This window comes from Treponema saccharophilum DSM 2985, assembly GCF_000255555.1.
GTDB classification, from domain to species: domain Bacteria; phylum Spirochaetota; class Spirochaetia; order Treponematales; family Treponemataceae; genus Treponema_D; species Treponema_D saccharophilum.
The window spans coordinates 83323-95373 of sequence record NZ_AGRW01000052.1; the positions used below are offsets into that span (position 1 = coordinate 83323).

The 12051-nt window shown below is 56.6% G+C and carries 12 protein-coding genes; 4 read left to right on the forward strand and 8 right to left on the reverse strand.

What is annotated here, in order from left to right; translation table 11 throughout:
- Nucleotides 1–840, forward strand: a complete 840-nt coding sequence (locus TRESADRAFT_RS15315; protein WP_002705772.1) for a DbpA RNA binding domain-containing protein — start codon at nt 1–3, stop codon at nt 838–840.
- 90 nt (nt 841–930) lie between these two features.
- Nucleotides 931–1629: an MBL fold metallo-hydrolase gene (locus tag TRESADRAFT_RS11135; protein WP_002705773.1), complete on the forward strand. Its 699-nt coding sequence runs from the start codon at nt 931–933 to the stop codon at nt 1627–1629.
- Here TRESADRAFT_RS11135 and TRESADRAFT_RS11140 read toward each other — a convergent pair.
- The 8 genes from TRESADRAFT_RS11140 to TRESADRAFT_RS11175 form a co-directional block, all read right to left on the reverse strand.
- On the reverse strand, nt 1613–2338 hold the full coding sequence (locus tag TRESADRAFT_RS11140; RefSeq protein ID WP_002705774.1) for a YfcE family phosphodiesterase: 726 nt from the start codon (nt 2336–2338) through the stop codon (nt 1613–1615). The genes TRESADRAFT_RS11135 and TRESADRAFT_RS11140 overlap by 17 nt on opposite strands.
- 19 nt (nt 2339–2357) lie before the next feature.
- Complete coding sequence (locus tag TRESADRAFT_RS11145) at nt 2358–3119, reverse strand: hypothetical protein (RefSeq protein ID WP_040842987.1); 762 nt, start codon at nt 3117–3119, stop codon at nt 2358–2360.
- A 231-nt stretch (nt 3120–3350) separates the two neighbouring features.
- Nucleotides 3351–3839, reverse strand: coding sequence for a Cys-tRNA(Pro) deacylase (gene ybaK, locus TRESADRAFT_RS11150; RefSeq protein WP_002705776.1), 489 nt, complete (start codon nt 3837–3839; stop codon nt 3351–3353).
- 23 nt (nt 3840–3862) lie between these two features.
- Nucleotides 3863–4390: a cysteine hydrolase family protein gene (locus tag TRESADRAFT_RS11155; RefSeq protein ID WP_002705777.1), complete on the reverse strand. Its 528-nt coding sequence runs from the start codon at nt 4388–4390 to the stop codon at nt 3863–3865.
- A 78-nt stretch (nt 4391–4468) separates the two neighbouring features.
- Nucleotides 4469–6766 (reverse strand): ATP-dependent helicase, encoded by a 2298-nt coding sequence (locus TRESADRAFT_RS11160; protein ID WP_040843031.1) that lies wholly within the window; start codon nt 6764–6766, stop codon nt 4469–4471.
- Nucleotides 6767–6816: 50 nt separating this feature from the next.
- A complete protein-coding gene (gene rimO / locus TRESADRAFT_RS11165; protein WP_002705779.1) occupies nt 6817–8325 on the reverse strand; it encodes a 30S ribosomal protein S12 methylthiotransferase RimO in 1509 nt (502 codons plus the stop codon).
- 252 nt (nt 8326–8577) lie between these two features.
- Nucleotides 8578–9666 (reverse strand): helix-turn-helix domain-containing protein, encoded by a 1089-nt coding sequence (locus tag TRESADRAFT_RS11170; protein WP_002705780.1) that lies wholly within the window; start codon nt 9664–9666, stop codon nt 8578–8580.
- Between the two features lie 55 nt (nt 9667–9721).
- Nucleotides 9722–10399, reverse strand: coding sequence for a LolA family protein (locus TRESADRAFT_RS11175; RefSeq protein WP_002705782.1), 678 nt, complete (start codon nt 10397–10399; stop codon nt 9722–9724).
- A gap of 227 nt (nt 10400–10626) precedes the next feature.
- Here TRESADRAFT_RS11175 and TRESADRAFT_RS11180 point away from each other — a divergent pair, with 227 nt between their 5' ends.
- Together TRESADRAFT_RS11180 and rpmB are read left to right on the forward strand one after the other, a co-directional pair.
- Entirely contained in the window at nt 10627–11637 is a 1011-nt protein-coding gene (locus TRESADRAFT_RS11180) for an MBL fold metallo-hydrolase (protein WP_159100063.1), read from the forward strand.
- Between the two features lie 105 nt (nt 11638–11742).
- Nucleotides 11743–11988 (forward strand): 50S ribosomal protein L28, encoded by a 246-nt coding sequence (gene rpmB, locus TRESADRAFT_RS15705; RefSeq protein WP_002705786.1) that lies wholly within the window; start codon nt 11743–11745, stop codon nt 11986–11988.
- Nucleotides 11989–12051 lie beyond the last annotated feature (63 nt).

Here is a 12051-nt window from a genome sequence, read left to right on the forward strand (position 1 = left end):
ATGGCTTTCAGACGTGAAGACGTTACGGTGGAGCAGGTCGCATCATTTCTTCAGGATGCAGTAGCAAAGGTTAAATCGAATCCTGAGGAGTTCGAGGACCTGAAAAAGGTCTTCAAGCAGAACGTTCCCCTTACGATGCGCAGTTTCGTTGCGGCGTATGTGCTGAAGCAGGCGAGCGGTGCGATTTACCGCTTCAACAATTTCAAGAACAGGGACGATTTCCGCCCCAGAAGAAAGTTTGAGCGCGACCACGAAAGGGCGGACGAAGGTGCCGAGCAGCAGTTCGAGCAGCGCGAGGTGCGCGAGCGCCACGAGCGCTACCAGCACATCAACATAGAGCCTGATATGGCCGCGACTGTTTTTGTCGGGGTCGGCCGCAACAGGCGCGTCTTCCCGCGCGACATCGTGGGCTTGTTCATCAGCGTCGCCGGAATCGAGAAGGAGCGCATCGGCGACATCAAGGTGCTTGCGAACTACTCGTTCGTCCAGCTGTTCAAGGACGACGCGGAGAAGGCAATCAGCGCGCTCAACGGCTACGATTATCGCGGGCGCAAGCTCAGCGTGAGCTTCTCCCGCCAGAAGGATATCGACGCCGATATCGGTTCAGACGAGCAGGCTGAGGAGCCGAGGCAGGAACGCTTCCCGCGCGCCGATGACGTCCGCGAGGAGCCGAAATTTTCCGAGCCGGAGGTTTCCGTTTCAGCGCAGGAGCCTGCCGCGGAGGAGAAGTTCGACGAGGAGCCGCAGGTCACGGTGGTGAAGAGTTATTCCGAGATGACCGATGAGGAAATCCTCGCGATGAGGGCGCCGAAGTCGTCTTCATCAAGCGATATCGAGTAGCGAAAATCCGGCATTCTGCCGTTTCATGAAGCCGTTCAGATTTTTTCCGGACGGCTTTTTTTGTTTTCCGTGGTATGAGAGGAGGAACAAATGGAAGAGAAGAAAATCCACAGGATTGTGTGCGGGCCGTTGGGGGTGAACACGTTCGTCGTTCCCGTCGGCGACGGCAAGGCTTTTGTCGTCGATCCCGCCGGATGCAAGATGGATACCGTCGACGAGCTTGTCGTCAACAAATTCCTCAGGGAGAACGGGCTCGACCCCGTGCTTATTGTCCTGACTCACGGTCATTTCGACCATATTTTTGCTGTTCCCGCCTTGTCGGCGGAATTTCCCGGGGCAAAGCTTGCAATCCACAAGAACGACGCGATGATGATTGGAGAAGCCGGCTCGGAATATCAGGCGAACCATCTCGCGCGCTTCGGTTACGGGAGCCTGAAATACCTTCCGCTCGTGTCGAACATCCGCGAGCCCGACGTGCTTTTGGCTGAGGGGATGACGCTCGCCGAGTGCGTTCCGGAAATGGGAGGCGAAGCTTCGGAGAACCTCGCGAAATGGCGCGTCATGCATACGCCGGGACACACGCCGGGCGGAATATGCCTCTACAACGAACCTGACGACATGATAATAACGGGCGACACGATTTTTTTCCGCGCAGTCGGAAGAACCGACATGCCGGGCGGGGATGAGAGGCTTCTGGAATGCAGCATCGGGCGCATTCTTACGGATATAAAGGATTCGACTCTGATGTATCCCGGCCACGACCGGATTGCGTTCACCAAAAAAGATTGATTTCGCCGGCGGGCGGGCAGAACGGGACGAACGTCAGCTCCTCGAATTCGTTCCACTTTGCCTCGTAGAAGCTGTACTCGGGAATCGGCTTGTCCTTGAAGACGTCGACGATTGCGAACGTCCGCGGCAGCCCGCCCCTCGGAAGGGAGCAGCTTCCCGGGTTTATCAGCGCAATTTTCTGCTTCGTTCCCTGCGCGCCGCCTCTTTTCGTTTTTATGAGCGCGTTCGCTATGTGCGTGTGCCCGTAAAAGACGATGTCCGCGCCGAGTTTTTCCGCGTCCGCCTTCAGCTCCTTCGTCCCGATGTAGACGTTGTAGCGGTGGCCGTGCGTAATCAGTATCTTTTTCCCCGCGGCGGTAATCGTCTGCAGTATCGGGACGGAAACGGGAACGCGCTCGTCCGTCAGAAGTGTGTACGACGATTGGTCGCCGTTCCCCTGCACGAACGCTATCACCGGCGGTATGTTCCGCGAAAGTTCCTCCCGCGAAAGCGAGTCCTCGAGCATCCCGAGCAAATCCGGAATGCCGTCGCCGCAGAAGCAGAGCGCGTCCGCATCCTTCCCGAATTTCATGATTATCGAGGCGAACATGACTTTGCCGCCGTGGGAATCCGATACGACGAGAATCCGCGCCCTGTCTTTTTCCGCGAGGATGTTTCCCTGCCCGGTACCGGAAATAACCATGTCGTGCTGCTGCTTCAGTTCGTTCATATTCCGCCTTTAGGAATTCTTATTCAAACGTAAAATGGTTCTTCGAATGAAGCCCCGTCTCCGAATCGACGTACGGGGATATCGTTCTTTCCGCGCCCGCGATTTCCTGCGCCGTTGTCTGAATGTTCCCCGCGCCCCCGTTCTTTATCGCGAGAAAAATCGCGCTCTCGACCATCTTTGCGACGTCGATTTCCTGCGATGCGGTCTCGTCCGCGCCGAGCGTGTCCTCGATGTTCTCCGGCTTGTGCGCGTAGTCGAGAACGAGATCCGCCGTCGACTGCGTCCCGAGAATGTCGTCCTGCGGGAAGAACGAGTATATCGGGTAGCCGGTGTTCCCGTCCTCGAATTTGTCCTGGATGGCGGAAAGCGCGCGGTGCGTCCTTTCCGGCGCGCCGATGATGACGATTAGCAGCGGCGACTTTTCCTTTATCTTCGATTCGAGCGTCGTTATTTTCGAGTTGAAGTCGTCGGGGAAGGTGAGAACCATCACAATCCCTTCCTTGCCCTCGCTTTCCGTCCCGAACGATTCGTCGAGGCGCGATATGATTTCCTCCCGCGCCGCTCCTTCGTTGTAGCCGTGCCCGAGAATGACGACGGCGGTCTTTCCCTCTATCGATTTCCGTTCGTCCTCGCTGAGCGTCTTTATGAGTTCGGGCATTTCGGCAGACTGCGCCGTCGTCTCGGCATCAGCCTCCCGTACCTCCGCCTTTTTTTCAAGGCATCCCGTAACCGCAACCGACGACAGGACAGCCGCCGCCATAAAAAAAATCCTTGCTTTCATTCAAAAATCCTGCACCGCGGCTCGGAAATTCACCAGCCGATGAATCCCGCCGCCCGACCGTAGTATACGCCCGAACGCCGGGGTTCGGGCTGTGGAAAAAACGCGCTTTTTGCAATTTTACCGGCAACCAAAAAGATTGCGCGCGCACATTTATACCATAGTTTGAGATTTTGTAGAATTAGTCGGGGGCAAGGTTGCTTTTGCCGGGCGTTTCCGGGCAGGCGCGCCTTTTCAGCCTTCAAGAACGAGGTCGCACGCTGTGGCGTCCGCCGCTTTCACGAGGTCGCCCGGGCTCAGGACAAGCTGCTCCCCGCGGACTCCCGCGCTGACGTAAATCTTCTCGAACGAAAGCGCGCTCGAGTCGATGAACGTGGGGAATTTCCGCTTCATGCCGAGCGGGCTGCATCCACCGCGGACGTATCCCGTCAGGGAAAGAAGCTCGTCGCTTTTTACGGGCGAGATTTCCTTGGCGCCGCACGCCTGCCGTGCTTTCTTGAGGTTGATTTCGTGGAGCGCGCTTTGGCAGAAGACGAAAATCTGCTTCGATTCCGAGCGCATGACGATTGTCTTGAAACATGCCGCCGGGTTTATCCCGAGCTTCTCCGCAATCCGCTCAGCCGCGCCACGTGAAAGCTCGTGCTCCCCGTCGTCGTCGTATGAAAGCACGTCGTATTTTATCTTCGCCGAGTCGAGAATCCTCATCGCGTTTGTCTTTTTCATTTTTTTCCGTCCTTTTTGCCCCGTCAGATTACGCGTATCTGGCAGCTTCTCATCGTTTCGAGCGCGGCCTCGTGCTTTGCTGGCGTCACTCCGGCGCAGCATGACGAATCGACCGTTATCGGGATTTCCGGAACGGCAGCCTTTATGAGAAGCGCGTTCGAGACGACGCAGATGTCCGTGCAGAGCCCGCAAAGCTCCACCTCGATTTCGCCGCCGTTCTCCTCCGCGATTGCCTTCACTTTCTCCGCAAGCGCCGTCGAGCCGAATGTCGGCTTGTCGATTACGTTCCCGCCGTCAATGAGCGTGGCGATTGAGTCCCTGATAGCCCAGCCGGCAGTTCCCCGTATGCAGTGCTCGACCGGAAGGTTCTTTCCTTCCTGCGTCGAAAGGTATCCGGCATGGTGGGTGTCGCGCGTCGCGAACACGTCTTTCCTGTCGTATTTCCGTATTTTCGCCTCGACGTTCCCGACGATTGCCTCCGCCTCTTTTGTTCCGAGCGAGCCGTCGATGAAATCGTTCTGCATGTCGATTACGAGAAGAATCTTCCTCATTTTCCGCCTCCGTGAAAGTCTTATTGTTGAAGTGATAATAACACCTGCACCCGCTCCGGTCAACACCGGAAACCGCTTTCAGTCCCGTATTATCTCGAGTTTGTGCGCGGAATATTTGGGGAGGAACGATTTTATTTCCCCCGTCTCGAATTTCACCGTTATTTTGAATTCGCCGGCTTCCGTCTCGCCGCAGCGGATTATCTCCCCGTAGCCGCATTCGTCGCAGTAGAGCCGGGTTCCTTTCCGCCATTTTGCCGCGAGCGAGTCGCCGCTCTTGTGCGCGTTCGACAGTCCGTTTTTTCCGTGTGCGCTCTCAAGGAAAAGGCGCTTTCGGGTTTCCTGCCCCCGCGAGCATGTTATGTTGATGTCGTCCGGGGAAATTTCCCTCAGAAAAGGGCTCATCTCCATGTATTCGAGCCTTCCGTACAGCCGCCGGGATGCGCAGCACGTCAGGAAAAGGATGTCCTTCGCGCGCGTCATGCCGACGTAGCAGAGCCGCCGTTCCTCCTCCAGGTCGTCGCCCGTCTTGTCGGTGCGCGGGAAAATGCCGAATTCCATTCCCGTCATGATGACCTTGCGGAATTCAAGCCCCTTCGTGTTGTGGAGCGTTATGAGGGTGACTTTGTTCTTGTCGTGCGCGTCGTCGTCGTCCGTCCTGTCGAGCTCGATGTGGTCGAGGAATTCGAGAAGTCCCGCCCGCGTGCAGTCGAACGGGACGGCGCCGTTCGTAAGCTCCATCATGTTGGCGACTTTCTGCGTCCCGGAAATCTCGTCCTCCGCCTCGTAGTGCTCCTTCAGCCCCGATTTTTCGATTATCGCGCGGATGAGGTCCGAAAGGTTGCCCGTCCCCGTCTCCTCCGCGCGTTCCTCCCCGCCGAAGTCGAGCGAAGGCTCCTCGTCGTCGCTTTTTCCGAGAAGAAATGTGCCTTCCTCGCCGATTTCCTCGCGGAAACTGTCCATCATCGCGCAGAACGATTCCGCACCGTCGCGCGCCTTTTTCGGGAACGTCGGCGCGAGGGCCGCGCACGATTTGACGAGCCCGGCGCCGTCGTCCATGAGAACGGGCGAGCTGCGCTCATCCTCGACGATGGCGTCCTGTGCTTTCGGGCCGATTCCGCGCGCCGGTTTGTTCACGATTCTCCTGAACGCGATTTCGTCGCGCGGGTTTGCAAGGAGCGCGAGGTAGGCGAGAATGTCCTTTACTTCCTCGCGCTCGTAGAATTTGAGCGAGCCGACGACCTGATACGGAATTTTGTTCTGCATGAACGCCGTCTCGAACGTCAGCGACTGCGCGTTCGTCCGGTATAGGATTGCCCAGTCCGACCAGTTCGCGCCCTTCTCGACGTCCTTTTTGATTGCCATGACGCACTGCTCGGCTTCCTCGTCCTGGTTCTTGAGGAACGCGAGGACGGGTTTCTTCCCGCTTCCGCGCGCTGCCAGAAGCGTCTTTCCGAGCCTTCCCGAGTTGTTCCTGACGACGTCGTCCGCGACCGTGAGAATCTCCGCCTTGGAGCGGTAGTTCCGCACGAGCCTGATTGTCTTCGTGTTCGGGAAATGCTCCGCGAACGTCAGGATGTTCTTGACCTCGGCGCCGCGGAATTTGTAAATCGACTGGTCGTCGTCGCCCACGACGCAGATGTAGTTCCCCGAGCCTTCCGAGATTCCGCTCAGCTCCTGGAGAAGCTTGAACTGCGCCACGTTCGAGTCCTGATATTCGTCGACCATCAGCACTCGGAATTTCCGCTGCATACGCCGCCGTATGTCCTCGTTTTCTTTGAGGACGAGGTACGGAAGGAGAATCAAATCGCCGAAATCGACGTTGCCCGTTTCCCGCAGGCGCGACTGGTACAATTTGTAGACTTTCCGGAATTCAGGGTCGGCGTCGATTTCGGAAAGCTCGTCGTCGTCCGGAAGAATGCAGTAGTCCTTCGCGAGCGAAATCAGGTGCGCGAAATGGGACGCGCTCGTCTTCTTGAGGCCCGGAACCGCCTTCTGGATGAGGGAGACCGCGTCGTCGTCGTCGTAAACGGTGAAGCTCGGCGAGATTCCGGCATCCTCGGCGTTGAGCCTCAGAAACCACGCGCCGAACGAATGGAATGTCTTTATATGGACTGATGCCGCCCGATCGTCAAGCGCGATTGCGCGCTCGCGCATTTCGTTCGCGGCTTTCTTCGTGAACGTCACCGCGAGAATCTGCCACGGCTGGACGTTCTTCTCCCTGATGAGGTACGCGATTTTCGTCGTTATGACGCGCGTCTTTCCGGAACCCGCGCCCGCGAGAATCAGAAGCGGCGAGCCTTCGTGGACGACCGCCTCGAGCTGCTCGTCGTTCATCATCGAAAGGTATTCCTGCGTTTCTGGCGAGACTTTCGCCATCTCCTCGAAGTATTCGGCTGTTCCTCCGTTTCCTTCCATTTTTCCCCCTTTTACAGGTTCATGTCCTGCGCGAACGTGAGGGCGCTTGCCTTTATCGACGCGTTGAGCGGCGAGTCCCCGATGAAATCCCCGGTGAGGTCGACGTCGCCGCTTGCGCTTATGTGGACGCGGACTAGCCTTCCCGTTTTTACGGCGTCGCATTCCGCTTTGCTGCTCATGTCGTAGCGGATGACGACGCTGCCGTCAACTTCCGGCGCCTGGAACCACGCGCGCCCGATTGCGATTCCCTCGTCCTTCGATTCCTCGTCGTCGCTTGCCGCGAGAACTTCCTCCACGAGAACGTCGTAATCCTTCCCGCACCGCAATGCGAGCCTGTCGCGCGTGATTTTCGATTGTATCTTCACGAGCTGGGCGGCGCGCTTTTTGGATATTTTTCCGCCAACATGGTTTTCGAAAGAATTCGCGGGCGTGTCCTCCTCGCGCGAATACGGGAAGCAGCCGCTCCAGTCCGTCGCGATTTTCTTGAGGAAGTCCTGCGTGTTCTTCGCCGACTCGTCCGTCTCGCCGGGGAAGCCCGTGAGGAACGTCGTGCGTATCGCGGCGTCGGGGAAAACGTCCCGAATCTTTTCGATGAGCTTCTCGTATTTCTCCCGCGTTCCCGTCCTGTGCATGGCGCGGATTGTCGCGTCGTCGCCGCTCTGGAACGGAATGTCGAAGTAGGGGAGAATCCGCTCGTCCGCCTTTATGACGGGAAGAATGTCCTCGTTGAAGTGGTCGGGATGGATGTACAGGAGCCTGAGCCTGAACGTTCCCTCAAGCGCCGATATTTTCCTGAGCAGCGTGCAGAGCCCCGATTCACGTCCGTCCGTGTTCACATCCTCGGAAAGCCCGACTGTTCCCGGCGTCCCCCGCGGAAGGAACGTCCGCCCCGTCCCGAACACGTCGTCCGTCGCGCCCGTCCCGTATGCCGCAAGGTCCTGCCCTATGAGGTTCAGCTCGTAGACTCCCTGCGAAATCAGCTTCTTTATCTCCTCGATTATCTCGTCGGCTTTCCGCGACCGGAGTTCCCCGCGGATTATCGGAATCGCGCAGAACGAGCAGCGGTTGTTGCATCCTTCCGTTATCTTGACGAACGCCGCTCCCGCGAACGACAGAATCGTGTGGCGCTCGCCGCAGCAGACGCCCTTTTGCGGCGGGGTGAGGACGGGGCGGCTACCTTCCATGAGAGGCGCGATGACTTTGTTGAGCTGCGATATGTCCCCGTTGCCGAAAAATCCGTCCGCCTCGGTGAGCGATTCCTTGAGGTCGCCGGCATACCGTTCGGCAAGGCATCCCGTGAGGAGAATTTTCGCGTTCGGGTACTTCTGCCGCGCCGACTGCACAGCTTCGATTGACTCGATTTTTGCCGATTCGATGAAGCCGCACGAATTCACGATGATGAGCTGCGCCTCCTCCGGATTGAACGTCTGCTTGTAGCCGTACGATACGAGCTGCGATATTATGAGCTCCCCGTCAACCTGATTTTTTGCGCATCCGTGCTGGTCGATAAAAAAATTCATGTGTGTCTCCGTTCGTCCGTGAAAAACGCGTTCGTAAGATTCGCCTTCAGGACGTGTAAAATAAACCTGTTCGGAAACCTCAGTTTCAGAACAGCTTCCCTTAAAATGCGATGTTCAAAAACATGCTGCCTGCGCGTTTTTGAATTCGTCGACCTTGAGCGATAAAAGTTATCGAACAGGTCTCATGTGATGTGCGGATTTCCCGCAAAAAAAATGCGGCTTTCCGTATCGTGGAATGCCGCAAGCCCGTTTTCAGTCGAGGTCGATGATGACCAGTTTGTATTTTCCGTCGGTGTCCTTAATCCACTTGATGTCCTCTGCGACGACTTCGCCCGCCTTCGATATCGGGATGTCGTATGAGCGCCCGTTCGCGACAATCTGGATTTTTGCGGTGTTCCCGTTCGACATCCACACGCGGAAGCCGTTGCTTGCCGTTATGTTGAGCACGTCGCCGTTCGCGAGGAAATCCTCGACGACGTCCTTCCTGTCTGCCCGGTAGCGGAAAAGGCATCCCGCCCTGAACGAGACGTTGAGCGTGAACGGATACGCCCTCGTGTCGGAAATGATTTCCGCCTTACGCTGCTCCTTGGGAATCTCCGACGCGCCCTGAATGAGCGACTCGTCCGGGGAGGAGATTGCCGCGTTCGCCGCGCTCTTGAGCATTATGTTGACTTCTGCGCCACGGTCGTTCGCTTTTGTCGAAAGGTCCTTGACGTAGATTATCATTTCCGGCATCGAATCCCCGTCGGCATCCATCTCGACCTGCTCGGAAAGCTCGACGTACTGGATTCCGACCGGCGTCTCAAGCCCGAACACGTCGTTCGTCTGCGCGACCGTCAGTATGATGTTTCCCTTGTCCGTCCCGAGCACGAGCTGGTCGTTCTTGAAAAGGCGTCCCGTGAACGGCGTCTCCTTAAGCTCGTATTTCTGCGTCACCGTCGGTTTTTTGAGCGCGACCTCGGGGTCGACCGCCTTGGGGCGCGACTTCATGAAGAAATAGATGGCGACGATTCCGCCTGAGATGAGGAGAATGCACAGGAACACGATGAGCGGAACGACGAACCGCGGGCGCTCGTGCGCGGTGAGCGCTGCGGGTGGCGGAGTCTCCTGGATAATCTTCGCGTGGTAGAGCGAGACGATTTTGTCCTGGTCGAGACCGAGGTAGTCGGCGTAATTCTTGAGGAAGCCGATGAGGTACGGCTCGCTCGGAAATATGTGCGTCTCCTCGTTTTCCATCGCCTCCAGATACCTCTGCGAAATCGAAGTCTCTCGTCCGATTGTCGCGAAGTCCAGGTTCCGCTCCTCGCGGGCTTTTTTCAGAAGTTCTCCATAATTTTCCATAGTAAGTACAGCCTTTTTTCAGATTTTTGCGTTTTTGTGAATGGCGGCAGTCGCGTCATTCCGAGAACAGGAAATTGTTGTAGTTGTTCGCGGATGATGGTGCGTCGTAAACGAACCTGTTGTCGGGAATGCCTGAATTCAGTATGTAGTTCTTGAAATTGAATACGAACGACTCGCCCTGCGGCGTTATTCCCTCAAGCTGCCGTATGAGCTTTGACTGCGGGTCGACGGACATGTTGATGTACCTGAACGCCTCCGTCGTGTTCTTCCTGCTCAAACGGAGCTTCACGACAAGCTCGGGGCTCTCCGCGTCGTCGTCGAGGGGAACGGGCGTGCCGCTTTTGAGGTATGCGACGGAATAGTATCTGCTCATGAGCGAAAGCCCCTGCGGCGTCGCCATGTTCGCGTTTCCTGAATTCGTGTTCTGCACCGACTGGTTCAGGATTGCGGAGCTTCCCGGAAGGTATATCGTCAGAAGCTCCCCGTTGAAGCAGATGACCTGTTCGCTTGGGGTGCTGAAATCAATCCTAAGAAGGTTCGGCTTCTTGTACGAGACTTTTCCTTTCATCGTCGTCTTGTTCGCCTTTATGTCGATGTCCGCCTCGTAATCCCTGAGCGCGCCGTACACGGCGGAAACGGAGTCGAAGTAGTTCCTTGCCGTGACGATTCCGTCCGCCACCGCCGCAAGAACAAGGCTAACCATGAGAATACCCGTCAAAAATATCTTTTTCATTAAACCCCTCGAAGATGCCCATTTTAGTTTAGATAAATATCATGGTCAACAATTCAGCCGGACGCATCTCCCAATCCCCTCAAAAATCCCGTCCACGCGCCGCCGTCAGCCGGGGCGTTGCGCGCCTTTGCGCGTGACGACAAAGTTCATCGAACAAACGGGAAAATATGTCTCGTAAAAGGTTCGGGAACTTCAATATATCGGGCTTTGATTTTATAATGGCGGCCATGAAGATGGTTTTGATGGGGACCGGCACGAGCCACGGTGTTCCTGTGGTAAGCTGCACGTGCGAGGTGTGCCGTTCGCCGCACAAGGAGGACAAACGGCTCAGATGCTCCGCGTATGTTGAGAATGAGGGAAATTCCTCGGGGGCGTGGGATTCGGAGCCTGGGACGGAGAGCGTTTTTCCGACGACGAACGTCGTGATAGATGTCGGGCCGGAATTCCGCATCCAGGCTCTTGCGACGGGGATAATTAGGCTCGACGGCGTTCTGATAACGCACAGCCATGCCGACCACTGCCACGGGCTTGACGACATACGCATATTCAGCCACACGCGTCCTGCGCAGGTTGGCGACGGGACTGATTTGTCGGATGCCGACGAGGAGATGATGAGGCACATCCAGAAACGGCGCACGAACTGGCGGCAGGAATCGGTGGGGAAGGGAATTCCGATTTTCGCGAACGACATCGCCCTCAACGACATCGCGCATAAATTCGACTACGTGTTCCATCCGCGCTCGCTCGGGGGCGGAATCCCCAAGATGAACCTGATTGACTGCGCCCGCTATTCCCCGTCCGAGGAACTTTGCCTCGGCTCCCTCCGCATGTTCCCCGTCCCGATGATGCACGGCACGCTCCCGACCGTGGGATGGGTCCTTCACGGCGCCGGTTCGAACCACGCAATCGCATATCTGACGGACTGCTCCTCGATTCCCGATTCTTCGATTGGCACCGTCTTGAATTCAGGTCTTGTCCTGGACCATCTCGTGATAGACGCGCTTAGGGTCAGGCCGCATTCTACGCACTGCTGCTTCTCTGAGGCGATGTCGTATGCAGAGCGTCTCGGCGCGACCCATACGTGGTTCACGCATATGACGCACGATTTGTTCCATACGGAGATTCAGTCGTATATCGACAGCCGGCTCCGCGATTTTCCGTCGCTTTCCGGAATCGTTTCCCGCGGAGGCTCCGTTTCCCCTGCGTATGACGGGCTTGTGCTCCTCACGGAAAAATGAGCGAGGAAGCTTTTCCTGCAATGGGTTTTTCTGTAATTGACACGGCATGTCATAAAAACTATAATCTCCAAACCATTTGGCAAATTTTTTAGGGAAGGTATAATTATGTCAAGAATTTGTGATTGCTGCGGAAAGGGACAGCAGACTGGAAACAAAGTCAGTAAGTCATACAACCACACTCGCCGCATCTGGAGACCGAACCTCTTGAAAATCAAGGTTCAGGATGAGCTTGGAACGACGAGGACGTACACCGTCTGCACTCGCTGCCTCCGCACTGCGGACAAGACAGGAATCTTCACGAAGAAGGTTCAGGTTGTTCCGGCCAATGCTGGTGCAAAGGCTGCAAACTAAGTTTCCCTTTCTCTGGCGAAAACCCGTCGATGTGCTCGGCGGGTTCTTTTTTTTTGCCGTGCG